Annotated in this window: 28 protein-coding genes and 1 tRNA gene; 11 read left to right on the plus strand and 18 right to left on the minus strand. The window is 46.1% G+C overall.

Annotated features, from left to right (window positions below; genetic code table 11):
* The 3 genes from trkA to NBH15_RS06570 form a co-directional block, all read right to left on the minus strand.
* Window positions 1-1,338, minus strand: a complete 1,338-nt coding sequence (gene trkA / locus NBH15_RS06560) for a Trk system potassium transporter TrkA (RefSeq protein ID WP_009859895.1) — start codon at window positions 1,336-1,338, stop codon at window positions 1-3.
* Window positions 1,339-1,395: 57 nt separating this feature from the next.
* Complete coding sequence (dxs, locus tag NBH15_RS06565; protein ID WP_009859894.1) at window positions 1,396-3,300, minus strand: 1-deoxy-D-xylulose-5-phosphate synthase; 1,905 nt, start codon at window positions 3,298-3,300, stop codon at window positions 1,396-1,398.
* A gap of 119 nt (window positions 3,301-3,419) precedes the next feature.
* Window positions 3,420-3,992, minus strand: coding sequence for a Crp/Fnr family transcriptional regulator (locus tag NBH15_RS06570; protein ID WP_122326855.1), 573 nt, complete (start codon window positions 3,990-3,992; stop codon window positions 3,420-3,422).
* A 150-nt stretch (window positions 3,993-4,142) separates the two neighbouring features.
* Here NBH15_RS06570 and NBH15_RS06575 point away from each other — a divergent pair, with 150 nt between their 5' ends.
* Window positions 4,143-4,463: a DMT family transporter gene (locus NBH15_RS06575; protein ID WP_009859892.1), complete on the plus strand. Its 321-nt coding sequence runs from the start codon at window positions 4,143-4,145 to the stop codon at window positions 4,461-4,463.
* A 78-nt stretch (window positions 4,464-4,541) separates the two neighbouring features.
* On the opposite strand, the gene NBH15_RS06580 is transcribed toward NBH15_RS06575, so the two are convergent.
* The 7 genes from NBH15_RS06580 to NBH15_RS06610 all read right to left on the minus strand — a co-directional run bounded on the left by NBH15_RS06580 (window position 4,542) and on the right by NBH15_RS06610 (window position 8,111).
* Window positions 4,542-5,399 (minus strand): Rpn family recombination-promoting nuclease/putative transposase, encoded by an 858-nt coding sequence (locus tag NBH15_RS06580; RefSeq protein ID WP_122327071.1) that lies wholly within the window; start codon window positions 5,397-5,399, stop codon window positions 4,542-4,544.
* Between the two features lie 151 nt (window positions 5,400-5,550).
* Window positions 5,551-6,009: a hypothetical protein gene (locus tag NBH15_RS06585; RefSeq protein WP_010800781.1), complete on the minus strand. Its 459-nt coding sequence runs from the start codon at window positions 6,007-6,009 to the stop codon at window positions 5,551-5,553.
* Window positions 6,010-6,062: 53 nt separating this feature from the next.
* Window positions 6,063-6,464 carry a D-Ala-D-Ala carboxypeptidase family metallohydrolase gene (locus tag NBH15_RS06590; RefSeq protein ID WP_010800780.1) on the minus strand — a complete coding sequence of 134 codons (402 nt, stop codon included), beginning with the start codon at window positions 6,462-6,464 and terminating at the stop codon, window positions 6,063-6,065.
* Entirely contained in the window at window positions 6,461-6,652 is a 192-nt protein-coding gene (locus NBH15_RS06595) for a hypothetical protein (protein ID WP_028726678.1), read from the minus strand. The genes NBH15_RS06590 and NBH15_RS06595 overlap by 4 nt, the downstream gene beginning before the upstream one ends.
* A gap of 9 nt (window positions 6,653-6,661) precedes the next feature.
* Window positions 6,662-6,871, minus strand: coding sequence for a DUF4248 domain-containing protein (locus NBH15_RS06600; protein ID WP_044215091.1), 210 nt, complete (start codon window positions 6,869-6,871; stop codon window positions 6,662-6,664).
* A gap of 40 nt (window positions 6,872-6,911) precedes the next feature.
* A complete protein-coding gene (locus tag NBH15_RS06605; protein ID WP_010800778.1) occupies window positions 6,912-7,367 on the minus strand; it encodes an HU family DNA-binding protein in 456 nt (151 codons plus the stop codon).
* 3 nt (window positions 7,368-7,370) lie between these two features.
* Entirely contained in the window at window positions 7,371-8,111 is a 741-nt protein-coding gene (locus NBH15_RS06610; protein WP_250822236.1) for a virulence RhuM family protein, read from the minus strand.
* A gap of 1,068 nt (window positions 8,112-9,179) precedes the next feature.
* On the opposite strand from NBH15_RS06610, the gene NBH15_RS06615 reads away from it, so the two are divergent.
* From NBH15_RS06615 to NBH15_RS06655, 9 genes are all read left to right on the plus strand, one after another.
* Window positions 9,180-9,878 (plus strand): hypothetical protein, encoded by a 699-nt coding sequence (locus tag NBH15_RS06615; protein WP_250822237.1) that lies wholly within the window; start codon window positions 9,180-9,182, stop codon window positions 9,876-9,878.
* A 40-nt stretch (window positions 9,879-9,918) separates the two neighbouring features.
* Window positions 9,919-10,404 (plus strand): hypothetical protein, encoded by a 486-nt coding sequence (locus tag NBH15_RS06620; protein ID WP_010800775.1) that lies wholly within the window; start codon window positions 9,919-9,921, stop codon window positions 10,402-10,404.
* Entirely contained in the window at window positions 10,404-10,664 is a 261-nt protein-coding gene (locus tag NBH15_RS06625; protein ID WP_010800774.1) for a hypothetical protein, read from the plus strand. Before NBH15_RS06620 ends, NBH15_RS06625 begins: the two co-directional genes overlap by 1 nt.
* Window positions 10,636-10,983, plus strand: coding sequence for a putative endonuclease domain-containing protein (locus tag NBH15_RS06630; RefSeq protein ID WP_010800773.1), 348 nt, complete (start codon window positions 10,636-10,638; stop codon window positions 10,981-10,983). Before NBH15_RS06625 ends, NBH15_RS06630 begins: the two co-directional genes overlap by 29 nt.
* A complete protein-coding gene (locus NBH15_RS06635) occupies window positions 10,956-11,870 on the plus strand; it encodes a DUF4373 domain-containing protein (protein ID WP_250822238.1) in 915 nt (304 codons plus the stop codon). Before NBH15_RS06630 ends, NBH15_RS06635 begins: the two co-directional genes overlap by 28 nt.
* Before the next feature lie 44 nt (window positions 11,871-11,914).
* Window positions 11,915-12,565 carry a hypothetical protein gene (locus tag NBH15_RS06640; RefSeq protein ID WP_135033556.1) on the plus strand — a complete coding sequence of 217 codons (651 nt, stop codon included), beginning with the start codon at window positions 11,915-11,917 and terminating at the stop codon, window positions 12,563-12,565.
* A 145-nt stretch (window positions 12,566-12,710) separates the two neighbouring features.
* Window positions 12,711-13,991 carry an ATP-binding protein gene (locus NBH15_RS06645; RefSeq protein ID WP_010800770.1) on the plus strand — a complete coding sequence of 427 codons (1,281 nt, stop codon included), beginning with the start codon at window positions 12,711-12,713 and terminating at the stop codon, window positions 13,989-13,991.
* Between the two features lie 18 nt (window positions 13,992-14,009).
* Window positions 14,010-15,782: an AAA family ATPase gene (locus tag NBH15_RS06650; protein ID WP_250822239.1), complete on the plus strand. Its 1,773-nt coding sequence runs from the start codon at window positions 14,010-14,012 to the stop codon at window positions 15,780-15,782.
* 62 nt (window positions 15,783-15,844) lie between these two features.
* Window positions 15,845-16,648: an HNH endonuclease gene (locus NBH15_RS06655; protein ID WP_250822240.1), complete on the plus strand. Its 804-nt coding sequence runs from the start codon at window positions 15,845-15,847 to the stop codon at window positions 16,646-16,648.
* 270 nt (window positions 16,649-16,918) lie between these two features.
* Here the strand turns inward: NBH15_RS06655 and NBH15_RS06660 are convergent.
* Window positions 16,919-16,994 (minus strand) — tRNA-Lys (locus tag NBH15_RS06660).
* A gap of 109 nt (window positions 16,995-17,103) precedes the next feature.
* Window positions 17,104-18,240 carry an AI-2E family transporter gene (locus NBH15_RS06665; RefSeq protein ID WP_009859873.1) on the minus strand — a complete coding sequence of 379 codons (1,137 nt, stop codon included), beginning with the start codon at window positions 18,238-18,240 and terminating at the stop codon, window positions 17,104-17,106.
* Between the two features lie 57 nt (window positions 18,241-18,297).
* Here NBH15_RS06665 and dacB point away from each other — a divergent pair, with 57 nt between their 5' ends.
* Window positions 18,298-19,773 carry a D-alanyl-D-alanine carboxypeptidase/D-alanyl-D-alanine endopeptidase gene (dacB, locus tag NBH15_RS06670; RefSeq protein WP_250822241.1) on the plus strand — a complete coding sequence of 492 codons (1,476 nt, stop codon included), beginning with the start codon at window positions 18,298-18,300 and terminating at the stop codon, window positions 19,771-19,773.
* Here the strand turns inward: dacB and NBH15_RS06675 are convergent.
* The 6 genes from NBH15_RS06675 to NBH15_RS06700 all read right to left on the minus strand — a co-directional run bounded on the left by NBH15_RS06675 (window position 19,770) and on the right by NBH15_RS06700 (window position 26,403).
* Complete coding sequence (locus NBH15_RS06675; RefSeq protein ID WP_250822242.1) at window positions 19,770-20,528, minus strand: LytR/AlgR family response regulator transcription factor; 759 nt, start codon at window positions 20,526-20,528, stop codon at window positions 19,770-19,772. The genes dacB and NBH15_RS06675 overlap by 4 nt on opposite strands.
* 9 nt (window positions 20,529-20,537) lie before the next feature.
* On the minus strand, window positions 20,538-21,635 hold the full coding sequence (locus tag NBH15_RS06680; RefSeq protein WP_250822243.1) for a sensor histidine kinase: 1,098 nt from the start codon (window positions 21,633-21,635) through the stop codon (window positions 20,538-20,540).
* 57 nt (window positions 21,636-21,692) lie between these two features.
* On the minus strand, window positions 21,693-22,913 hold the full coding sequence (locus tag NBH15_RS06685) for an ABC transporter permease (RefSeq protein WP_128132900.1): 1,221 nt from the start codon (window positions 22,911-22,913) through the stop codon (window positions 21,693-21,695).
* Between the two features lie 2 nt (window positions 22,914-22,915).
* A complete protein-coding gene (locus NBH15_RS06690) occupies window positions 22,916-23,656 on the minus strand; it encodes an ABC transporter ATP-binding protein (protein WP_250822244.1) in 741 nt (246 codons plus the stop codon).
* 144 nt (window positions 23,657-23,800) lie between these two features.
* Window positions 23,801-25,012 (minus strand): efflux RND transporter periplasmic adaptor subunit, encoded by a 1,212-nt coding sequence (locus NBH15_RS06695; RefSeq protein ID WP_128132901.1) that lies wholly within the window; start codon window positions 25,010-25,012, stop codon window positions 23,801-23,803.
* Window positions 25,013-25,047: 35 nt separating this feature from the next.
* Entirely contained in the window at window positions 25,048-26,403 is a 1,356-nt protein-coding gene (locus NBH15_RS06700) for a TolC family protein (protein ID WP_250822245.1), read from the minus strand.
* Between the last annotated feature and the right edge of the window lie 146 nt (window positions 26,404-26,549).

Here is a 26,549-nt window from a genome sequence, read left to right on the forward strand (position 1 = left end):
CTAATTAAAATAATCTTCCAGTTTACGCATGGCAGTTTCCAGGCAGAATACCACCACGTGGTCGTATGCCTGTATCTGTGTGTCACCCTTAATCATCATTGGTTCGCCGTCGCGTATCAGTCCGCCCAGCGTCAGGTCTTTCGGCAGGTGCAGGTCTTTCACCTGTTTGCGGGTGATCTTCGAATCGGGGCGTGCCACCAACTCGGCCACGTCGGCATTGGCAAAGGTCAGGAACTTCACGTTCGACACGTCGGCATCCAGCAGGAACTGATAGATATGACTGGCGGCAATCAGCTTCTTGTTGATTACCGAACCGATATCCATATTCTCGGCCAGCGGGATATAGTCGATATTCTCGATCTTGGCGACTGTCTTGAATACGCCGAAACGTTTGGCAGCCAGGCAAGCCAGGATATTCGTACTCGAATTGTCTGTCAAAGCGACAAACGCCTGTGCGTCTTTGATCCCTTCTTGCATCAGTAGCTCCGTGTCGCGTCCGTCTCCGTTGATGATCAGGACATTGCTCGGCACAACCTCGGCTATGCGGTGACTTTTCTCTTTGTTTGTTTCCAGTATCTTTACGCGGATATTGTTCGGCAGATACTGGCTGGTGCGGATAGCGATGCGGCTGCCTCCCATGATAAAGATTTTCTTTACTTCCGGGTCTTTCTTGCCGGCATGCATCTGCACGTCTTTGATATGTTCTTTGGTCGTCGTAAAGAAAACGATATCGCCGGGCAGGACAAGGTCGGTACCGCGGGGGATAATCGTTTCATATTGCCGTTTGATGGCAACGATATGGTACAGCTTCTGTTCGTTCAGCAGTTCGGCCAGTTGTTTGTTCACCAGGCGGGAGTTTTCGCGAACCTTCACCCCGATCAGGATCAGGGCTCCTCCGAACAGTTCCCAGTACTGGCGTGTCCACGGGCGGCGTATCGCGTTGACGATCTCTTTGGCCGCCAACATTTCCGGATAGATCATCGAGTGGATGCCCAGCTTTTCGAACAATTCTTTGTTTTTAGGCAACAGATATTCGTAGTTGTTGATACGTGCCAGAGTTTTGCGTGCTCCCAGCTTGGAGGCCAGGATACTTGCCGCAATATTCGTTGTCTCTTCCGGAGTAACGCTGACGAACAGGTCTGTTTTCTTTATGCCGGCTTCTTCCAGGTCGCGGATCGAAGTCGGATTACCAACCATAGGAAGTATCTCCATATTGGTGTTGGTGATGTTCAACCGTTCCTCACTCGGGTCCATCAGGATGATATCCTGTTTTTCCTGCGATAACATCTTTGCAAGATGCGTACCCACTTCGCCTGCCCCGGCAATAATAATTTTCATTTTATCAATTGTTACTCATTCCACCTGCCGCATCGTCCGGCAAATCGTCATTAATAATTAATCGTTCATCATCTTTCGGATTTCTCCGGCTATGCTGCCGGCATCCAGGCCGCACAATTTGTATAACTCGGGGATCGACCCGTGTTCAATGAATGTGTCGGGTATACCGATGCGTTTCACCCGCGGAGTATATCCGTTGTCTGCCATAAATTCAAGAACCGCACTACCCAGTCCGCCTTTTGCTACACCGTTCTCTACGGTAATGACGCGTTTGAACTTTTTGCCTATTTCGTCCAGTAATTCTTCATCGATCGGTTTCAGGTAAATCATGTCATAATGTGCAACCGATATTCCTTCACCGGCTACTTCTTCAATTGCTTTTATCACATCGTTTCCAATCGGTCCGATAGATAAAACAGCGATATCGTCTCCTTCGCTCAATTTCTTCCCTTTTCCGATGGGCAGGACATGCATTTCGTTACGCCAGTCCTTTTTCTCGCCTTTCCCTCGCGGATAACGGATTACGAACGTGCCCGTAGCCTCCTTGTAGCCCGTGTACATCAGGTTCCGCAAATCCAACTCGTTGAGTGGCGAGGCAACCGTCAGGTTGGGGATCGGACGGAGGTAAGCCAGGTCGAACACCCCGTGGTGCGTGGCACCGTCTTCGCCGACCAGTCCGGCACGGTCCAGGCAGATCACCATATGCAGTTTTTGCAGAGCGACGTCGTGTATCAGGTTATCGTATGCCCGCTGCATGAAAGAGGAGTAGACATTGCAGAACGGGATCATTCCTTCTTTCGCCAGTCCGGCGGAGAAAGTCACCGAGTGACCTTCGGCTATCCCGACATCGAAGGCCCGTTGAGGGAATGCCTTCATCATATAGATCATGGAACTTCCGGTCGGCATGGCGGGAGTGATACCCACGATCCGCTCATCCTTTTCCGCCAGTTCCACCAGCGTATGTCCGAAGACGTCCTGATATAATTGCGGCTCATCCAGATTGTGCACGATGATGCGCTGGCCTGTTTCTTTGTTGAACTTGCCCGGTGCATGCCATTCGGTAGCCGATTCCTCGGCAGGCTTGAACCCTTTTCCTTTCTTTGTCTTGATATGCAGTAGCTTGGGGCCTTGCAAGTCTTTTATATCGTTCAGCAGCTTTATCATGTAGTTCACGTCGTGCCCGTCTACGGGGCCGAAGTAACGGATGCTGAAACCTTCAAACAGATTATGTTGCTGGGTGAGCAGCGCTTTCAGGCTGTTGTTGAAACGCAGGATATTCCCCCGGCGGTCATTGTTGATGAGCTTCATCTTCCGCAGGCCGCGGTACACGTCGTAACGCATTTTGTTGTAAGCCTGGCTGGTCGTGATATCAACCAGATACTGACTCAATCCTCCGACGCAGTTGTCGATAGCCATATCGTTGTCGTTGAGGATAATCAGCAGGTTGTTGGGGTTGGCAGAGGCATTGTTCAGCCCTTCGAAGGCCAGTCCTCCGGTCATTGCCCCGTCGCCGATCACGGCTATTACGTGGCGGTCGTGTTCCTCCTTCAGTTCCGAGGCGACCGACATACCCATGGCTGCCGAAATGGAGTTGGAGGCATGTCCGGCAATGAAAGCGTCATACTCACTTTCTCCCGGGTTGGGGAAACCGCTGATTCCTTTGAATTTCCGGAGCGTATGGAAAGCCTCCCTGCGTCCGGTCAGGATTTTGTGCCCGTAAGCCTGATGTCCGACGTCCCAAACGATCCGGTCGTAGGGCGTATTGAAGACATAATGCAGGGCGACGGTCAGTTCGACAGTACCGAGGCTGGCTCCCAGATGGCCGGGGTTTTCAGAAAGTATATCTATTATGTATTGCCGCAACTCTTCACATACCTCGCCCAATTTCTCCTGAGGCAACTTGCGTAAATCCTCGGGATAATTAATGACGTTTAATATATGTTCATCCTTGCAATCTATCATGTCCGCTAATTTTTGTGGCAAATGTAAAGAATTAACGGCACATAAAATAGTTTTGGCAGCGCATTTTCTATTTCCCGTAGCCGGATTGGGGTAATTCGTCGAATAAATTGAATTTTATTTTAATGCTCCCGTTTTAGCTTCGCCCTTATCCGGCTAAGGCTTACCGGGGTGATTCCCAGATAGGAGGCGAGGCATTCCAGCGGCATTCTTTGCAGTAAATCCGGATTGTCTTTCAGCAGTTCCCTGTAACGTTCGGATGCGGTTGTAAACAGGAGGGAGATAAGCCTTTCCTCTGTTTGCAGGAATTCTGTTTCTGCAAATTTGCGTCCCCAGTTGGCGATATGTATATCTTCTTCGAATAACTCATAGAGTTCTTTGCGTTTCAGCATATACAGCACCGAGTTTTCCATCAGTTCGACAGTTTCATATCCTTGCTGGTTGTTCACGTAGCTTTTCAATGAAACGATGGTGCTGCCTTCCCTGCCGATCCAAAAGGTTACTTCTTTGCCGTCGACAGGGATATAAGCCCTTGCAATCCCTTTCTCGATAAAAAATAGATTTGTCTCGGTTTTGCCCGTTTCCAATATGAGGTGGCCTTTAGGATATGTAACCTTTGACAAGAGCCTCTTCAGCTTGTCTACTGAAGATTCCGGCATCGGGTATATTTTGTTTATGATCTCATGTATATCCATAGGTTATCCAATCGTTTTTACAAAAGTACTAAAAGTTACCTTTGAAAAAGGATTTTTTTGCAACCTTCTGCCGTTATTTCTTATCAAATGTAAAGAGCCGGTGAGAGGGGGGAGTTTAACTTTGCAGCCAAATTTTAAATGTCGGAGTTTATGAGTTGGATTATATTGATTGTTGCGGGATTATTGGAGGTATGTTTTGCCTTTTGTCTGGGTAAGACCAAGGAGACGGTAGGAAATGAATATTATCTGTGGGGAATAGGATTTGTGGTCTCCGTAACTCTGAGTATGTATCTTTTGGCAAAAGCGACACAGACTTTACCGATAGGTACAGCTTATCCGGTATGGACCGGTATCGGAGCTGTCGGTACGGTGTTGGTCGGGATTCTTTTTTTTCATGAACCGGCTACTTTGGGACGGTTGTTTTTTATTACGACTTTAATCGTCTCCATCATAGGGTTGAAGATGGTTTGATTTCTTGAATTTTGGTTATCAGCAAAGTTTTCGGGAGCACCGCGAACTTTGCTGATCCATATAAATAAAGTGAGTGGATTACAAGTTGTCTATTTCTTCAATTGACAGACCTGTACACTGGGCAATCATTTCTGTGTTGACTCCCCGCTTTTTGAAATTGGCAGCGATAAGGCGTTGTTCCTCAGTCTTACCTTTTTCTTTACCTATTTTGATTCCCTTTTCCACACCTTTCTCTTCCGCATAGTCAATCGTATTTTTATAATCGCGATAGCGTTTCAAGGCTTCATCATACAGGATACGTTCATCCTTGCTCAGATTAGCCACATCTGCCACTTCTAGCAATTTGTCGAAGACGGCTTTGCGTGCCTTGAAGGGCATTCTTTCTAATGTATCCATATGTTTTAATAAATATAACCAACGTTCAAAATCTGTTTCGCAATCATCCGGCTCTTTTGTAAACCAGGGGAGTTCCAAATAGACCTGGCGAATCTTGTCGCTAAACATACGCCCCGTATCACGGTCTGCCAATATAACATCAGTACGGAATTTGGAGTTTATCCCCATCTTATAGTTTAACAGAAATATGCCATACACCGGACATAAGCTAAACTTCCAGTCTTTTCCCTTTTCCCCTTGATTACTGATAGCCCGTGACAAGTAATAAATACCCCGGTCGTAAAAATAGGGTTGGGCTCCGTTTTGCATTTCGACCACAAACCAACCTCCTTTGTCATCCCTGCAATGAATGTCGAATATCACTCCCCGGTCCTCTATGGTTTCCGGTTGCTGGATAGGATTCAGGAAAGTGATGTCAATGATATGACGTTCATCTTTCAATAATTGATTCAGAAAATCAATTAATAACTCTTTGTGTACCTCTTGACCGAAGATACGGTGAAAACCGAAGTCGGTAAAGGGATTTATAAATTTCCCCATAACTAATGAATTTTGGTTGTCGTCCAATAACAGACGATGTGACAAAGGTAAAGATTATTTTAATAAACAATCGTTCTGAAGGGACTTTTTTTCGTATCTCCGTCCGTTTTTGCTGTTCGGTGAAGGCGAGTATGACCTCTGATATGACTGGTCAGACAGATTTGTGGGGAGAAAATTTGTAGAGTATGATTAGTGCGATTAGGAAGAAAGTCAATAAAATCGTGATTTGGGGCAAACCGGATTTCCTTTCTGTCTCTTTTCTGATCTCTTTTGTTTGTTTTGACTGCCTCTCCAATTGTTCCTCATATTGCCAGACGAGCGTTTGCAGGCTATCGCAGGTGGCAGCGACAAATAACGTGTCATGTAGGAAACGGATTTCAGCTGTTGCCTGTCCGCTTTTTTGGATAAAGGCGGCGCCGGCAGGCAACTCTTTGAGGGTTGCGACCGGAATGGAAAGGTCGGCACGGCTTTCGGGGATTCGGGCCGTTTGAACTGTCAGGCGGCTGGTTTGCAGCAGGCTGTCGGTCTGCTGGCAAAAGGAAGCGGTGTGCTTGCGGCTCGAACAATTTGCGAAAAATAAGATGATGAGAATGAATAGGCTGAATTTCATGGAGATTTTTAATGGTATGAATTTATAGGGTGTGTTTTGCAGTTGTCTCTTATTTATCCGTAAAGTACCTGCCGGCGGTTAAACCCTTCGCGATAAGACAGATGGAGGAACTTTTTGCGGCGGTAGAGGATTGCCTGGTCGAAAGGCATGCCGGATTCTTTCAGTACTTCCAGCAGCTTTTCCGGCCCTTCGGCGATGTAGCAGTCGGCCGCTTCGCCTTTCGTGTGCTGTGAGTTTTTAACGCCGCCGGCCAGCAGGTTGACCGTTTCGTTGCGGTAGCCGCTTGTGATGGCGATTGCACTGCCGTAGCGGTTGCGAAGCGGTTGGAGCAGGTCGGCTACAAGGTTTTTCAACGCTTGAAGCGCTTGTGGGTTCGGTACGTTTTCAAGACCGTTTTCGACGGCAATCCGGCTGTATGTGAGTTCTTCGAAGGTGAAATTTCTACTAAGGTTCATTGATTTTGTTTGTATTTATAATCGACTCCGAACAGCGCTCCGGCAAACGTTGCAGTCTCACCGAAGGCCACCAGCACACTGTTATGAATCTCTCCCAGCGGAGCCGTCCAGAAGCCGAAAAATAAAAGGAGGATGCCGGCTGCGGTCAGCAGCACGGCAATCCATAATTGTACACTTTGTTTCTTCACTCGGGAAAGTCAGGGTTCGCCCAGAAAATCAAAGACGAGCGTCACCTGTTTAGGAGTTAAAATCTTTTGTCCGTTGTAATAGCCCGCATCTGTGAGGGCCTGCATGAGCGGTTTGTTATACACGAGCCAGCGTTTCAGTTGTACGCCGGCGCTGCGGATGCTGCTGTGCGGAAAATACATCGCACTCAGTTCTTTAATAGAAAGCGTTGTTGGTTTCATCGTGATAACAAAGATAATGAAAATTTTTCAATTAGCCGGGTTACTCGATTTCCGGTCTGTCGCTGCCTCCGCCGCCCCCTTCGGAGCCGCTGCCTTCGTCTTCTTTCTTTTCGGTAGAGGTGAAGGCGACCAGCTTTTTGGTATTACGCAGGGAGGCGCCGGGTGTGAAGATCACACGTGCCCCTTTCACGTCTGCCTGGGAGAACGACTTCTTGTCGCTTGCGCCGTTGCTGGACAACGAGAGGCGGAAATTACCGAACTCACCTAACTGGACGATACGTCCTGCACGCAGCTCCATGTCGAGGATGAAATTAAGGTTATCCAATACCGCTTTTACGTCGGCGCTGGAAACGGTAGATCGCGCTCCGATCATGACACACAATGTATCCATGTCGGTATGCCCGTTGTAGTCCGGTATCGCATAAATTTTTTCCTGTGCTGCACCGCCTTTCAGGTCGGTCACTTTTCTTGTTACTAATTTGTAGCCCTGGGCCATCGTTTAATTAATTGTTTTTAAGGTTGATACTTTGTTGTTTCGTCTGATTGTGGGTGCAAAGTTACGACCGGTCGGATAGGCGGAGTTGAGTTGTGTGCAGATAGGTGGCGTTAAATGATCTTTTGTATAATATCCTTTATATCCAGTTACACCTGGACTCCGTTTTGTGAAAAGCATTAAGACATTTTCATCAATATAATTATCGATAAGTACAATTGATTTGCGGGCCGATCTTATCAGGTCGGCAGCAAATTTGTAGGCATCGAATAATTGGCCGTCGAAGAAAATTCCCTCGACAGGGGGAAGAGTATTTTTTACAAAGAAATCAATCTTTTGATCGTGTTCAAGCAGTTTGGCTTCAATATTTTCTATTCGCTGGTTTACAGCATATCCTTTGAGCAAATAATCTTTCAGAACCTTATTGGCCCAAATGCGGAATTGGGTTGCATTCTTGGAATTAACACGGTAACCGACAGATAATATAACATCCAAGTTATAAAATTTGGTTTGGTATCTTTGTTTGCCATCGTTACCCATATATTCCAAAATGGAATAAGTGCTATCTTCATTCAGTTCTCCTGAATCATAAATATTTTTTAAATGCTTGGATATAGCAGGTTGCTTCACACCAAATAGTTCGGCAATTTGCGCTTGGGTTAACCAAACGGTTTCGTTTTCTATTCTGACTTCCATCTTTAGTGTAGATTCCGGATGGTAAAAAATGATTTCTCCATTATTTTTCATAGCGATACGATTTTGTTTGCGGCAAAGTTAAGATTATTATTTGTCCCGTATCTGTTTTTCTGTGGAAAATATTCAGAAACCAAACAGGACACGGTTGTTAAAATGAACTGCCTATCCTCACGGACGGGCAGTTCTTACTTAACCGAAATTAAATTAATCAGGCTATCACCTGAAATTTATACCCCTCTTTTAAGTATAGTGAGTTCGATAAAGTCAAAAATAATGATCTTTTGTGTAAGATTATAAGATTGAAAGACGGCAGTTTAGGGTACAAAAAAGGCGTGTGACTGCGTCACATTATTGATTACACAGGTATTTCCAGACCCACATCACTCAATAATAGACAACAGCCCACGCCATATTTTATACACATAAGTATATACAACTAGCATGGGCATTTTGTTGCTATTATTCTGAGTGATGTCTAAAACTGGAAATTTCGTATAATCAGAATAATATCTTAAAATGCTTAACTTATAATTTATATCATCGTAAATCCGCCACCGCTGTAACAGACCTTCATACGACATTGCAAATATAACCTTTATTTATAAACAAACCTTGTTTATCTGGACTTTTTTCAATCTGACACCTTATTTCTGAAAGCCAGTCTCGAATTTTACATTATCTTCCCTTCCCTGTTTCACCCCATCCGAGTCCGTTTTCAATTTCTCCCGGATGAAATTTGATTTTCTTCCGAAAGAAATTATTTTTTCTCCCGGAAGGGCGTTTTCCTATAATAAACAACAGCTTTCGCCGGAATGGGGAAATTTACAATAAGTATTTTGGCGATGGCCTATTTTTCGCCGTTGGAATTTAGTAAAAATCTATGTATTTAGCACGGATGCAATAGTTAATATTAATAAATATTCAACGAATAAAAATATTTTCATAAAATCGCATACAAATATTGATTATTACTTGCTCATGTAAATTTAAACCCTTACTTTTGCATCGGTTTAATCAATCAACACCTGGTTAAATATTAACTATTGTAATTTAATTATTTTAATTTTAAAGTAAACGATGACTAAAAGTGAAAAAGGCGTTTTAAAAGCCGGCCTACCTATGGAAAATTGCGTATCGACTCTCCAAATGAATGCGGAAAGCAGTGTCTTGTATGCCGGAAAAGGGCGCGGGCTGTTGGAACAGATCGGACGCGAAGGAATGAACGAATTCTTTGCGGGCGAAATCAGAGCCTACATTGCCGAATGTACATGCGAAGTCGGGCGAATGAACTGTATCCGTAAACCTTTCACGACCGAGCTGGTCAAGTGGCAGAAGCAATTTGTCGCTTTTGAAAAAAGTATCGATCCGGCAGAAAAAGGCAGTCCTGCCTACGAAGCCTCCCGTATCCTGTTTGCTTATATGAAGAAGCAGATGAACGAAGCAGAAAACCGTGCCCTGCAATTGCAAAAGAACCGCAACCGCACCGAAAAGCGTATTGCCGGGCGTGATGACCTCTCCGATGAACAAAAGTCGCAAGCCTTGCAGAAGGCCGATTCGCGACTGCTGGCTGGGCAGGCTGCCCTTCAATTGACTGCGGTGGCTACCGATCTTATCCCTGTCGTGACCGATCCCGAAGGTTATATCGACCTGTTGCGTTTCTGGTGGCAGGAACTTGGTCGCAACCTCTCGGATGATGATCTGGAACGTATCTTCCGCCCGATGCTGTCGTATGCCAAAAAACAGGCGCGCAAAGGGGTGAGAGTGAAAAGTGTTTACGTGGAATACCGCGAGGAACCGAAAGGGGTGCGGGCAGCGTGAATTTAGAAATGAATCTAAACGATACCATTTTAATAAAGTAATGAACAAAACAGAAAAGACTTTTTCCTTCATCTCTGTCAAAGACAGTTTTTTCAAAGCCCGCTATGAAGTGTTAGACGAAAGTACAGGCGACAACCATGTGATTACGTATGAAAACAAGGCTCCGGTGCATCCCAGTCTCTCTGAAGCGTTGCAGCGCATGGCGTATCATGTAGTCAATTTTACCGGATTGGTGGCGGTGGATGACAATTTCCAGATCACCGGTTATCAACGTCAGAACTGCGGTGATGCGCAATTGCTGACCATCTATGCCCGTGTGGGAACCTCCGAAGAGTTTTGCGGAAATGTGGTGTCGCGCTTTCATATCGGCCGCGACGAATATGCTTCCATCGACCTGCTGCTCGAAGACCTGTCAAGCTGCGAACGTGAAGCGCTGGCTTATATCGAAACCGGCAAGCGTCTGGAGCATGATGTCTTCATCCGACTTGACAACGATGATTTACAAACCCTTCAAACTGCCGCCTGATGAAAAAGCATACTCTTACCATCGGTTGCCTCCTGGGAGACCAGGCGGCAGCCTGCCTGATGCGCCTGATTACGGGCGAAAAAGGTTCGCGCGGTTACACTTATTCGTGTGGCGAGGAATACGGGTATTTTTACGACCCGTTTCTGAAAAAATGGATGGCGTTCGACAACCGACACAACACCTGCCTGGTCGAACAATGCAACACCTCGAAAGAGGCCGAAAACTTTCTCTATGACGACACCGGGTTATTCGCCGCTTAGCGCGTTGATCCTGAAGCATACGGGCGAGGAGGTGGTGGCGGAATACCGTTTCCATCCCGGACGGGACTGGCGGTTCGACTTCGCCATCCCTTCCCGCCGCGTAGCTATCGAGGTGGAGGGCGGCGCCTTCAACGGTGGCCGCCATATCCGCCCCGAAGGCTATCTGCGTGATATGGAGAAATATAATGAGGCGGCGGTCTCAGGCTGGTGCGTGATACGCGTGCTGCCGGGAGAACTGCTGATGCTGAAAACGTTACGATTAATGATAAGAGCTATCAATCAAAATAAATTATGCCAAGGCCATCAAGAAAAGGATTAGATTATTTCCCTTTGGACACAACCATTCTTAATGATATCAAAGTGCGGCGAATTAAAAGACAATTTGGCGCAGATGCTTTTTTACTTTATATTTCTCTTTTGTGTGATATCTATTCGAACGGTTATTACATAGAAGCGACCGACGATTATCTGTTCGACCAGGGCGAGAAATTAGGTATCGCTGAAAATAAGGTGTTGGAAATTCTTCTGGCGTGTGTTAAAATAGGCTTGTTCAATAACGAACTCTTTATGGAAAACCGAATTTTGACCTCTAAAAGCATTCAGGAACGTTTTTCTTTAGCAACCAAGAAACGCGCTGATAATCAAGTTGTTGAATACAAATGTGGTTTTGTTTCCGCTCCCGAAACCCCGGTTTCCGTGTCGGAAACTCCCTCAAAACAGGGTTTAAGTACACAAAGTAAAGTAAATGAAAGTAAAGTAAACTTACAACAACAGCAACAACACGCGTGCGAGGAGCCGAAAGAAGAACCGCAGAATTTGGATGAAGAGCGTGAGCGATGGAAAGAAGCTTTGCTGGCAGACGAAGACTGGCAAGCAACCATCGTGCGTTATTCCGGAAAAGGCATAGCCGTCCTGCAATATGCGCGGGAGGCCATGACCGTATTCGATGATTTCCTGCGCCTGAAATTCAGCCTGGATACGATCCGGACGAAAAAAGATTACAGCCAGAGTTTCATCGGCTGGTGGCGATACCATAATTTCAATCTGAAAACGGAAGAACTTTCCGGCGGCGTGCAGCGGCATATTCCCAAAGTGATCTATTCATCCGGCCGGCCGGAACGTTCTTCGAAAGTAGAGGAATTGATGGAAACAGGGAAACGTGCGACGGAAATAGCCATGAAAATCTATAATTCGCAAGCTGTATGAGTTTGGAAATCAGACTGCAACATGCCATTGCCGACCGCCGCCTGATGACGTACCGGCCGGAGGAAATTCTTCCGGCGGTAAATCAAATATTATTCCAGACCTATGTCTTGCTGGGTTTTTCGCCTCCTAACGACCGTGATCTGGGTATTTTGATTGCTAAACTGGCAGCCGACCTTCAGGAGTCATATCCGAGCCTGACCTTGCAGGAGGTCGCCCTTTGTTTTGAATTGGGGGCCAAAGGTGAATACGGGGATTTCATGGGTTTGAACCTGCGCACGATTACGCGCTGGCTGAAATGTTATCAAACCAGCGATTTGCGATACCGGGCTGTTGTGGAGCGCGAGCAAGCGAAATCGCTGTCCGCCCTTCCGCCCGTCTCCGAGGCTTACAAGGAGGAGCGCGAACGGGCATTCTTGCGCCGGGTGTTTGAGCAATACCGGGCGGGTTGTCCGATCGAGCGGCTTTATCCGGCGCGGGTGTATCTCTCCCTGCAAACACGGGGAATTATCCGCGACAGTCCGGAGGCGAAACGGACTGCCATGCGGCAAGCGGCCGGTTACCGGCCTGCCGGGAATATGGTGATAGACGAAGAGATGCGGCTGGCGATGGTTAAGCAGCAGGCGATGGGGATTTTGTTGAAAAGATTTTTTGATAAAGCGATAGAGGCGGGTCGGGAGGTGTTGAAAGCGGGGTGATTTTGGTTATCCAATGTGGCCAAATTGGGTAGTGTAAAACCGCCAAATTGGGTAGTTGAAATGCGCCGATTTGAGCAATTTCAGATCGCCATATTTGGTAATCCTGGCAAATTGAGTTATCTTTGCATCATAAATTCAACTATTTATGGCTAATAAATATCGTCCACGTATTATAGATATAGAACTCTCCACACGATTAAAAAGTATAGGTGCAATTGTTTTGGAGGGCGCAAAATGGTGTGGTAAGTCCACAACTGCGGAGCACCATAGCAATAGTGCTGTTTTTATGGATGACCCTCGCAGGCGTTCACAATACATGATATTTGCAGAGGATAATCCTGATATAATACTTAATGGAGAAACACCTCGTTTGATTGATGAATGGCAACTTGCACCTATAATATGGGATGCTATACGTTATACAGTGGATCATAGAAATGGAATGGGTCAGTTTATATTGACAGGTTCAGCCAAACCTGCAAATAGAGAAAAAATAAGTCATTCAGGAACCGGGCGTTTTGCTTGGTTACGGATGCGTCCGATGGCATTATTTGAATCTGGAGATTCTACTGGGGATATTAGTTTGTCAAAATTATTCAGTAATCCCAGAATGTCTATTGGATGTGAGGCAAAATCTGATTTACAAAGAATCGCGTTTTTAATTTGCCGTGGTGGTTGGCCGGTAGTTTCAGAATTACCTGAAGATGTCGCATTGAACCCTGCTAAAGATTATTATGATGCCGTAGTGAATGTGGACATTCGTCAAGTGGATGGGGTGGATCGAAGTGTTGAAAGAGCAAAACGACTTATGCGTTCATATGCAAGATTTCAAGGTACACAAACATCCATCAGGCAAATTGTTGAAGACATGAACGGTGGCGATCCCAATGTTGTGGAAGATAAAACGGTTAGGAACTATCTTGATGCATTACGTTCAATGTTTGTAGTAGAGGATATGCCTGCATGGAATCCAAATTTGAAATCTAAAACAGCTATACGTACTGCGGATACCAGATATTTTGTTGATCCATCAATAGCAACAGCCGCAATGGGAATAGGTCCTGGAGATTTAATGAACGATCTCAAAGCATTCGGTTTATTATTTGAAACATTATGTGTTCGTGATTTAAGGGTTTATGCCCAATCATTGGCGGGTGATGTATATCATTACCGGGACAAGAATGGACTGGAATGTGATGCTGTTGTTCATTTACCAAATGGAGATTATGCATTGATTGAAATAAAATTAGGAGGAGAGAAACTCATAGAAGATGGCGCAAATAGTTTGTTGCGACTAGCGTCTAAAATAGATGTTAATCGTATGAAGCATCCTTCTTTTCTCATGGTACTTACGGCCACTGGAACATTCGCATATAGAAGAAAAGATAACGTGTTGGTTGTGCCTATTTCTACTCTTGGAGCATAATACATGATAACTTAGAGTATGGAACTGTTGTATTTATATGTTCATAATGACAATAAAAGCATAAAAGGATGTGAATATAATTTTTCGCCAAATTATAAGTTCACATATAATGCCACTACTAAAACCTTTCATATGGAGTGGCACAAGAATAATGTACCTAATAAATGGTTTGGCGATAATATCCTAAATATTACCGCAATTATAGGTAAAAATGCATCTGGGAAAACCAATTTATTGGAATGTATTATAAAATCTTTATGTGGACAAGGCGGAGGATGGATTATATGCTTGTATGAAGGACAGCTTTATAGCAATGTCCCCACATTATATTCGGAGATAAAATTTTTATTTGAAGTTAAACGATTTAACCGATGGGGAAGTCCTCTTAATGGGGAATTCGAAGAACGAATCAACAATACGGAAGTAATATTTTATTCAACGTCGATAGATAGGGCTCTATCGAATAAAAATTCTTATTACTCAAAATTTAAAGATATTTCAAATGCTTTTTTATTAAGAAAACATATATACGAAATAGGCAATACACCAGATTTTGCCCATATTTCAGATATTGATGTGATGCAAACGGGTGATGTTTTTCGATTGTTATTGTTTTTGATATATACTCGTGATGGCTCTCAAAATATAATATCATCATTTAAACTGCCAACTTATATTGAGCTAACATTTCATGCATACAATCATTCAAATTTAGATCATCCTACATACAAGGAACTTTCGAAAGGATTGACGGATAGCTTTCAAGACCAAATAAAACTTAAAATCATACAGAGAATATTTGCATTAGCATCAATACCAGACGCATGGAATAATACAACATCATTTGAAGAAGTTATTTCAGTTTTGAACACACGTCCTGAATATGACTACAATATCTATGATTTATTATTAGATTTATTTCACAGAAAAGCTATTCGTTACAAACATCCTTTACGACGTGCGTCAATGAGAGGAGATGCTCCTTTAACTTTTGGAGTATATATTGACTTCATAGACTATGGATTCGTGAATGCTTTATATAACTATTACTATGCAATTCCAAAAGTATTGCCATATGCATCAAATAGATCATTTGATAAGAATGCATCCAATACTTGGGTAACTATAAAATATGGTGTTTCTTCAGGAGAACGTATTCTTTATACGTTATTAGCACGCATACTTGGTTCTATTTTTGAAAAACAAGGAGAAATCCATCATGTTCATGAACGGCGGATTGTAAACTCTCATTACTTTGATGGCAAAACTATTATATTATTACTGGATGAGCCGGATTTGCAATTACATCCAGAATGGCAACAAAAATTTTTGAATATACTTTTGTCATCTTTTGCTAAGTTCTTTCCAAAAGTAATGTTTCAGATAATTATCACATCACACTCTCCGATCTTAATATCAGACATTCCTAGAAGCAATATACTTTTCATTGAAAAAAGAGATGGGTATAGCCGTGTATGTACTTCAATAAGGCATAAAGAAACATTCGCTGCAAATATTCATACCCTCTACAACGATAGCTTTTTTCTGGAAGGTGTTCCTATTGGTGATTTTGCTAAATGCAAAATACAGGAAATCTATAATCGTCTTAATAATGCTGAGATATCCCCTGAAATACTTAAAGAAATATATAGAATTGGAGAACCAATAATAAGAGGATTATTGCTGAAAGTATATGATTCTAAGCGTCAGAATCTTGCTCCAAACCTTAGGAAGCAATACTTAATTGAGGAATTGAAAAAAATTGAAGATTCTGAAAAGGAAAACATATGATTCGAATATCTCACGAAAATATCGACAATATTTGTCGGGCGTATGTAGAATATGTCCTGACCATGGTACGCAAGATAAAAAATAACATATTCATTAAATATTTATTTGAAGAAGAAGGTAATCTTGAAAAGTATGTTTCTTGCTCGCCATATAATTTTAAAGATCTTATATTTGAATTTGAGAGCAGATTCCCAAACATAAATTTAACATCAAAAGAATGGAAAACTTTTTACACCTATATGATAGGGCAATATGAAAAGATTCGATATCAATATTTACCGACTGTCTTACAAGAATTAAATTTGGACGTCTGCCCTTATTGTAATAGACATTATATTTTTACAATTGACAGCAACAGAAAAGTCAGTGCCCAATTCGACCATTTTTATAGCAAAGTTTCTTATCCATATTTAGCTCTTTCATTCTATAATCTGATACCATGTTGTCCAGATTGTAATAAGGCAAAAGGTGAAAAGTCTATTAAAATCAATCCTTATGCAGAAGGATTTGATAATAATGGGCAAATTGAAATTGATTCATTATTAAATTGTATGCTTGGTAAGCGGAACTGGAATGTTGTGTTTAATGCAGATGATCGATGTCAAACAAATATTGAAGCATTTGCATTAGATGAATTATATCGTCACCATAAGGATGTGGCTTATGAAATAGTTTGCAGGGCAAGAGCAAATGAAGCTGGATATTTAAAAGAAATAATTCAAGTATATAGTGAAATGGGGCTTGATGCTGATACTATCCATAGAATACTATGGGGTTATTATATAGGTGAAGACGGATTATCAAAAAGACCGTTGTCAAAATTGACATCTGATATATTGAAACAGTTGGGAATACACAATTTATAGATATCTAAATAACTTATCTATCTTGGATATAAGTATTTGCCGATTCTGTGACAGTTCATTGTGTATTCTCTTCCAAAGTATGACTATGCAAAATGCTATGAATCTGTGATAAAAATGCAAATTTGTGGGGCTTTTCAGAGTTTGATTTTAGTCCCACGATTTATCCACCGAGAATATGCTTTAAAGTACCCCTTTTACTATTTGGGAGAAAAAAAGAAATCCCTGATAATCAGATATTATCAGGGATTTGCTTGATTTTCTTTTGTTTCCTGGTGATCCGCCTGGGGTTCGAACCCAGGACCCCATCCTTAAAAGGGATGTGCTCTACCTGCTGAGCTAGCGAATCATCCTGTGCATACTCTGTATTGCGGTGTGCTTTACTTCTGTATTGCGGGTGCAAAGGTAGGGTTTATTTTTGAATTTGCAATAGTTGGAGGAAGTTTTTTTGAAAAAAGTTACTTTTCTTTCTTTTTCTCCGGTTGAATATCAGCAGGGGGAGGAGCGATAATGTCCTCTTCCAGCAAGATAAAACGTTTATAATAAGACAGACAGAGCGTCGTGAGCGGTAATGCGATGATTAAGCCGATAAAACCTAACAAAGTTCCCCAGATGGAGAGCGAAAGAAGGATGATGGCCGGATTCAGTCCCATTGCTTTTCCCATGATGCGCGGCGTAAGGTATAAATCCTGGATACATTGTACGATTCCGAGTATTAATAATCCCGAACCGAAGATAATCCAGAAATTCTGTCCGGTCTCCGCCGACTTTAGCAGGCTGAGGATGACCATCGGGATAAGACCGATCGCTTGCAGGTACGGAATCAGGTTCAGCACACCGATAAATAACCCGAGCGTCACGGCCAGCGGGAAACCGACGATTTTGAAACCTATCGAAAGTAAAACTCCGACACATAGCGCAATCAATGACTGTCCGCGGAAATAACGGTTCATGCTCTGCTCTACATCGTCGGCCAGCCCTTTGGCGAAAGGACGGATGCGTGCCGGAATCAGGTTTATCCAGCCGTTGGCTATCTTTTCGTAGTCGAGCAGGATGAAAATGAAATACAACAGAATCACGAATATAATCGTTATACTGAAAAGGATGGAGAATGTGTTCGACAGGATGTTCCAGACCTTCGGGGCGAGCTGCTTGATTGCATTCTGTATGTTCTCCCGGCTGAGGAGTTCCATCAGCTGGTTTATGTCTACATTGTTTTCAAGATATTCAATCCATGAAGCTGGTATAAGCGGAACATGGCCTTCTCCCGGATTATGTGTGCGCATCAGGTTCAGGGTCCGCTCGGCTTCCTGGGCGACAGACGGAACGACCAGTGCGGCGGCAATCCCGATAATCAGCGATGCGGAGATGATGACTGCGACGATGGCCAGGATGCGGCTTTTCAGCTTCAGCTTATACTGGAAGAACTTGACGAAGGGTTGCATCATATAGGCGAGCAGCCAGGCAATCAGGAAGGGGAGCAAGGCATTACGCAATACGGTAATCAGGTAAAGCAATACGCCGATGATGACGATGCTGAATACGATACGTGTCACCCGGTCGAACGTAAAAGGTCTTTCAAACAATGAGTTCATATTATAATTTTTATCTTTGCTGAACAAAGATAGAATAAAGTAGAATAGTATAATAAGATGATAAAGAAAATATTATGTGCCGCCCTGTTGCTCGGCTGTTTTTTACAGCCACAGGCACAAACTCCGCAGCCTGTCAAACAGTTACTGAATGCTCCTTATATGAAAGGGGCTACTTTCTCCATCGTGGTGAAGGACCTTCAGGATGGGAAAACCGTCTATAATTATGATGGGGACCGGGAGGTTTCGCCTGCTTCCGTGTTGAAAACCGTCGCTACGGCTACGGCTTTGGAGATTTTGGGGGACGATTACCGTTTTCCGACTTCGCTGGAGTATGACGGTTCCATAAAAGAGGGTGTGCTGAACGGCAACCTGTATATCAAAGGCAGTGGCGACCCGTCGCTGGGTTCGGCTCATTTCGTTCCGGACAGGAATGCGTATACGCCTGCGAAAAACAAATTCGTACCGGAATGGATTGCCGCTTTGAAGAAGGCCGGTATCCGGAAGATTGCCGGGGCGGTGGTGTCGGACGAGCGAATCTTTGATACGGAAGGTGCTTCCATCAAATGGCTGCGGGAAGATATGGGTAATTATTATGCGCCAGGCAGCTACGGGGTTTCCGTGTTCGATAATATGTATAAGTTGTATTTGAAGTCGGGGGCTGCGGGCAGCCGTCCGGTGGTGACCGGCACTGAACCGGAACTGCCGGGTGTCCGTTTCACCAATTACCTGAAAGCGGCGCCTGTTTCGTCGGACAGTGCCTATATTATCGGTGCTCCGCTTGCCGGCGAACGCTATTTGTACGGTGTCGTTCCTGCCAATCGCGAACGTTATGTGTTGAAGGGGGATATTCCTGATCCGGCATTGTTCCTGGCGGAGTATCTGACCGTATGCCTGGAACGCGAAGGCATTGCCGTGGGGAAGGAGCCGACCTGTTATCGGATTGAATCGGAAGCGGGGCGATGGAAGACGGTGGAGAGGAAAACGATTGTCACCACCTATTCTCCTACGTTGAAGGAGATTGCGGGTGTGACGAATCATGTGAGCCATAATTTGTTTGCCGACGCGTTGGTCAAGACGGTCGGTCTGCAATATATTCCGCGGAAGAACGAGGTTATTTCTTCTTTCGGCCGGGGTGTCCGAGTGGTCGCCGCCCATTGGGACAGGAAGGGGCTGGATGTTTTCCCTTTGCGGATGCACGATGGTAGCGGACTGGCTCCTGCGGATAAGGTTTCTGCGGAGTTTATAGCCGATTTGCTGGTTTATATGGCGACGAAGTCCGATTATGCCGAAGCCTTTATCGAATCCTTGCCGCAAGCCGGTATCGAAGGTTCGGTGCGGAATTTCCTGAAAGGTTCCGGTTTGCAGGGGAAGGCTCGTCTGAAAAGTGGCGGAATCACCGGTGTGCGAAGTTATGCCGGCTATATAACAAAAGACGGCAAGCGGTATGCCGTTGCCGTTTTCTCCAATAACTATGCCTGTAGCATGAGCGAGATGACGAAAGGGTTGGAAAAGTTGCTACTGCAACTTTTCTAAGGCAGCAGTGCCCTCTGTGCCAGAAACTCCATGAACTTCTGCTTGTAGTTGTCGGAGATGAGGATGTATTCTTTGCCGAACACAATCCGGTTGCGTTCGATTACTTTGATCTTTTCCGGCTGGACGATAAAGGAGCGGTGCACGCGGATGAAGCGGTTCGCCGGCAGCATGTCTTCCAGGCTTTTCATACTCATCAGCGAAAGGATGGGATGGGCTTCGCCTTCAACGAATATCTTGACATAATCTTTCAGACCTTCGATATAGAGTATTTTACGGAGTTCGACCTGTACCAGTTTATATTCCGTCTTGATGAAAATGCTTTCGACGGAAGGGGAAACTGCCTGGGAAGGGGCGGTTCGCGAACCACTCGTACTTTGTGCTGAGGATTCGCGCAGCAGTTCGTACCATTGCAGTGCCTTATTGGCCGATTTCAGGAAGTCGGCATAGCTAATCGGTTTCAGCAGATAATCGAGTGCGTTGACCTTATAGCTGTCGAGCGCATACTGGCTGAAAGCGGTCGTAAAGATGATGCGCGTATCGGTCTTCAGGATGCGGGAAAACTCCATCCCGTTGAGCTCCGGCATCTGGATATCGAGGAAAAGCAGGTCGACCGGCTCTTTGCTGAGGGCGGGAAGCGCGTTGACGGCACTATTGTATTTTCCCGCCAGTTCCAGGAAAGGCGTCTTGTTTACATAACTTTCCAGCAGGCTGATAGCCAGTGGTTCGTCGTCGATGATTGCACATTTCAGAATCATAGCCTAATTTCATTTTTTACTTTTCGGTTCTTCGCCGCTTATTTGCAGCTCCAACATGCTGTAGTAGTTGTCACCATCTACACCGTATGAGAAGATATGTCGGTTCGGATAGATTAGTTCCAGACGTTTCCGCAGGTTCTTGATTCCGATTCCCGAGCCGCTCTTGTCCTGTTCCGCATCTTTCGGGAAATAGCTGTTTTTCAGGTAGCAGACAACCATGTCGCCTTTCTGGTGGATATCCAGGTCGATGAACGATGGCTTGCTGTTGCTGACTCCGTGTTTGAAGGCATTCTCGATAAGCGAGATAAACAGCAGGGGAGCAATCAGCGCATCGGGTTTGGTGGCAGCTATTTCCGTTTTCAGTTCCACATGTTCCGGCAGGCGGATACGCATCAGTTCCACATAATTGCGGATGAAATCCAACTCTTTTTCCAGTAACACCTGCGGCTGGCTGCTGTCGTAGAGTACGTAACGCAGCAGGCGGCTCAGGTCGTGGACGGCTTCCTGTGCCCGTTCGGGGCTGAAAGCAATCAGGCTGTAAATGTTGTTGAGCGTATTGAACAGAAAATGCGGGTTCAACTGGCTTTTCAGGTTCTGCAATTCGGCTTCGGCACGGCTCTTCTCCAGTTCGCGCCGCATGGATTCTATCTGGTACCAGCCGCTGGTCATCTTGATGGCGACACTCAGGCCGGCCACCAACGCATAAAGCATGGCGTTGACCAGGAAGAAGCCGATAATATCCTGCAACTCCCTTTCCAGGCGATGGGGACGGTGTATCTCGGGGGGAGGCAACAATTGCATTAGCAGATGTACCAATAACATTGCACCGACTATCAGAAGCAGGTTGCTGAAAAAGAATTTCCATCCGTGACGGGAAAACAGGAAACGGTTTATCAGCAGGAAATAATTCACATAGAAAACCATCATAAATGAAAGTGGGACAATGACGGAACGCAAATAATTCATGACAGTCATTTCTTGCGACTCCCTGCCTGTAAAGAAAAAAGGCAGTCCGAACAGGATTCCCCAGGCGGCAATATGGATAATGCCGCCCATTCCCCGGAAAGGAGGAGAGATGTGTGTCTGTGTTGTCTTTTCTGTTTCCATCTGCTACAAAGATAATTAATTATTGGTTGCTGCAAAACTGGATGCTCATCCGTTTTTTTATTCGTAACGAATCGCTTCGATCGGGTCGAGTTGGGCCGCTTTCTTGGCTGGATACCATCCGAAGAAGACACCGGTAACGGTACAGACGGCGAACGAAAGCACTACGCTCCACGGTTGTATGTAAATCGGGAAGTGTGCCACCGCGTTCACCACCAGGGCCGCGCCTACACCGAGCACCACGCCGATTAATCCGCCGGTCACACTGATCAGGATGGATTCAATCAGGAACTGTGCCAGGATGTCGATGCCCTTGGCGCCGATACTCATACGCAGACCGATTTCGCGGGTACGCTCCGTGACGCTGACGTACATGATATTCATAATCCCGATGCCTCCAACGAGTAGCGAAATACCGGCCACAGCCGCCAACAGCACGGTCATCATGTCCGTAGTGCTTGTCAACATCGTGCTCAACTCCTGTTGACTACGGATGGTAAAATTATCATCGTCACTTTCCTTCAACTTATGGTTGCGGCGCAGTATTTCAGTTATCTCGTCAATGGCCTGGTCGGTATATTCCTCTTTGAGGGCCGAACAGGTGATGCCTTGCAGATGGGTGATGGCCAGGACCTTTTTCTGAATAGTTGTGTATGGAGCTAAGATTAGGTCGTCCTGGTCCATTCCCATGCTGTTGTATCCTTTGCTCTCCAGCACACCAACGATGCGGAAAGGTAGTTTTTGAAAACGAATGACTTTTCCCACGGGATTTTCACCACCCGTGAAAAGGTTGTCGACGACCGTCTTGCCGACTACGCAGACTTTGGCGGCAGTCTGGATGTCCTGTTCGGTGAACATGTCACCGTCGCCCACCTTGTAACGGCGGATTTCCAGATAGTCCGGGCTGATACCATAGACGGTGGTCGGGGCGTTGTTGGCGCCGTAGATGGCTTGTCCGCTGCTGTTGACCGACGGTGAAACGGCAGAGATGTAGCGGGTCTCGTCGACGATATTCTGGTAGTCTTCCAGCTTCAGCGTCTCCATGGCGGAGGCATCCTGGCGGACACCGCCACGGACGTCTGCGCCGGGATGTATCATAATCATATTGGAACCCATCTCGCTGATCTGGGCCTGTATGCTCCGTTTGGAACCTTGTCCGATGGCCAGCATCGTAATTACGGAGGCTACGCCGATGATGATGCCGAGCATCGTCAGGAATCCGCGCAACTTGTTGTTGGCAAGGGCACGGAGGGCTATTTTTATGAGGTTTGTTCCGTTCATAATCAATCGTCATTTTTCGGCAATTTGGCTAATGCCTCTGCCGCATTTTGTATGTTGTTGTTCACTGTATCTGCAGTGACATGCCCGTCGCGCAGGGTGATGTTACGGCTGCTGTATTGGGCAATCTCCGGATTGTGTGTTACGAAGATGATGGTACGTCCTTCGGCATGGAGCTTCTGGAAAAGTACCAGTATCTCGAACGAGGTACGTGTGTCCAAGTTTCCCGTCGCTTCGTCGGCGAGGATAACTGCCGGGTCGTTCACCAGGGCACGGGCGATGGCGACGCGCTGCATCTGTCCGCCGGACATCTGGTTACTCTTGTGCATCAGGCGGTCGCCCAGCCCTACGGCCATCAATGCCTCTACGGCTTTCTCGTGGCGGGCGGCGGCGCTGAAAGAGGGATTGTACATCAGGGGGAGTTCCACGTTTTCAACGGCTGTCGTTTTGGGCAGCAGGTTGTAGCTCTGAAATACGAATCCGATTTTGCGGTTGCGCAGCGTGGCACGGGCGTTTTTCCCCATGGTGCGGACTGAGACGCCGTCGAGATAGTATTCGCCGCTGGTCGGTGTGTCGAGGCATCCCAACGTGTTCAGCAGCGTACTTTTTCCCGAGCCGGAGGTCCCCATGATGGTCACGAATTCGCCTTCATGTATCGTGAAACTGACACCCCGCAGGGCGTGGACGATTTCGTCGCCGACATGGAAGTCACGCTTGATATTATCTAATTTAATAATCTCTTTCATTGTTCGTTCTGTTGTTTAATTCTGACACACCCCCTGCTCCCTCTCAAGAGGGGAAGAGTTACTACTTGTTGTTAGAAAACAGGTAGTGTCGGGAGTTTCCTTTCCCCTCTTGGGAGGGGCAGGGGTGTGTTACAGTTTACAATATCACTTCTTCTTATTCCCTCCCGGAGGTCCCGGCATGAACGGGCTCTTTTCGGCAGTTTCAGCCATTGGGACGGGAGCGTCGGAAGCCAGGTCTACGGCTATTTCTTCGCCTTCGGTCAGCCCTTCGGTCACTTCAATCATATTGCCGCTGGTAGAACCGACGGTGATGGCTTTCGGAGTCAGCTGTTGTCCTTGTTTTACCCAGATGATGCGTTTGCCGGCGGGAGCTTCCTGTGCACTGTTTTCGGCGGTGTAGCCGGTGCCCAGCAATAACTCTTCTTCAGGGACGAAACGCAATGATTTGGTCGGCACTGTCAACACGTTTTCGCGTTCAAGCGTATAGATGGTGACGTTGGCTGTCAGACGCGGTTTCAGCTTCAGGTCGGGGTTGTCGGCCGAAATGACCACCTCGTATGTGACGACCGTCGAAGTGGATGAGGTGCTACTACTGCTGCTTTCGCTGTCTCCCAGGCGGATTTGCATTACCTGGCCTTCGAACACGTCGTTCGGATAAGCGTCGACGGTGAAGCTGACGCGCTGTCCGTTTTCTACGTTGCCTATATCGGCTTCATCGACATCGGCGATTACCTGCATCTTCGTCAGGTCGGCGGCGATGGTGAACAGGGTCGGGGTTTCGAAGCCGGCGGCAACGGTCTGTCCTTCTTCAACGGCGCGGTTGATAACGACACCGTCTATCGGGCTGGTGATGGTCGCGTATTCCAGGTTGCGGTTTACCTTCACCATCGAGGCCTGGTTCTGTTCGTAAGCAGCTTTGGCCTTTTCGTAGTTGTAGGTGGCCGTTTCGTAATCGGCGTCGCTGATTAGCTTCTTGTCGAAAAGGACTTTGCTACGGGCATAGTTCTTTTGCTGGTATTCGTATTCGGTCTTGCTGCTAGCCAGCTGGGCCTGGGCGGAAGCGAGTTCGGCTTTCAGGTTGACCTTATCCATTTCTGCGATTAGCTGGCCGGCTTTCACTACGTCGTTGTAGTCGGCATATAACTTGTCGATGATGCCGGATACTTGTGTACCGACTTCGACTTCGGTCACCGGTTCGACTGTTCCGGTTGCCGTTACTGTGTTTGAGATGGAGCTGCGGCCTACTTTGGCTGTCTCGAGCCGGATGCCGCCTTTCGACGTTTTACCTGTGAAGAACCAGATTCCTCCGGCTACGACCAGCACGCCTGCTATACCGATAATAAGTTTCTTGTTCATATCTTTATCTGTTTTATTTTTTCTTTACTGGAAATTTAGAGCAGGTCGATTTCTTCTCCCTGGTAGAATCGCAGCAGACCTGCATTCAGGATTGCTGTGTATTTGGCCTGGAGCGTTTCCTGTTGTGCGCTCAGCAGGTTGTTCTTTTCCGTGAGCAGTTCCACGGTGTTCTTCATGCCCAGGTTGAACTGTTCGCTGACAAGGGCGTAGCTGGCCTGTGTGCTTTTCAGTTTCTGGGTGGCGGCTACGTATTGCTGCTGTGCGCTGTTGGCACTGAGCCAGAGGCTTTCGATGGTTTTGTAAAGCGTTTTCTGGTTGTCCATCAGGTCCAGTTCGCTGGTCTGACGTTGCAGTTTGGCTTTATTGACAGCACTTTTGGTCTGCCGCTTGTCGAAGATGGGGATGCTCAGGGTCAGCCCTATCGAGTTGTTCCAGTTCTGTTTCACCTGTTCGCTGAAGCTGAAGTCGTTGGCGTTGGCATTGGTCGTACCGATACCGGCGCTGAGGCTCAGGCTCGGAATGTATCCGGCACGGGTAATCTTGATATTCATGTCGGCGGCTTCTATATTCAGCTTTCCCGATTCGATCTCGGGGCGCAGGTTGAGGGCGGTCTGATAGACGTCATCCTTGGTAGGGAGCGGTATCAGCACGCTGCTGTCGTCGAGTGGCGGCAGGAAAAGATCCATTTCGAAGTCGCCGTCGAGTTCCAGAAGTTGCTTGAGTTGCAGCTTGTAGTTTTGCAGGGTCGTTTGCGAAGTGACCAGCTGGTAGTTGTCGTTGCTGACCTGTGCTTCCAGTTGGGCGAGGTCGCTGGAGGCGATGCTTCCGGCGTTGAACAGTTCCTGTCCGCGTTCGAACTCTTTCTGGCTTACTTCCAGTGTCGATTCATTCACCTTCACGGCTTCGGCGGAATAAAGTATCTGCACGTAAAGCTGGGTGATGTTTTCCTCGATGGAGTTTTCGCTCTCGTCGACGGTGAGTTCGGCTATGCGGCTGTTCAGTTGCTGTTGTTTGAGCGTGTTCACCCGTTTGCTACCGTTGTACACGGTCCAGCTTGCGTCGATGCCGTAGCTTCCGTTGTACGAGGTTTTGCTTTCGCTGGTGGTGATGTTGTCGCCGCTGATGATAGTGCCGCTCGCACTGTTCGGACGGTTCACAATACGCTGGCTGATATTACCGCTCAGGGAGGGGAGGAAATCCGCTTTTGCCGTCTTTACATCTTCCTGGGTACTTTCGACGTTGATGCGGTTTCGACGAATAGTGATATTATGCTCCAGTGCATAATCTATACAATTACGAAGCGTCCATTGCTTCGGCATGTCGTCCTCTGCTTTCATCCCGGCGGGCAGGAGAAGCAGGCAAGAGAGGATTATTAGAGATACTTGTTTCATAATGCTTTCGTTTTGCGACCTAAACATTCTTTTTACCTTGTTACGGAAGCAAAACTACTTTACATTAAAAAACTATACAATCAGAATAGAAATAGAGCGAAGGTTCGTCGACCAATAGAGGGATTTTGCCGATAAACAGGTATATG

The sequence above is a fragment of the Parabacteroides caeci genome, from assembly GCF_023656795.1.
Classification (GTDB): domain Bacteria; phylum Bacteroidota; class Bacteroidia; order Bacteroidales; family Tannerellaceae; genus Parabacteroides; species Parabacteroides segnis.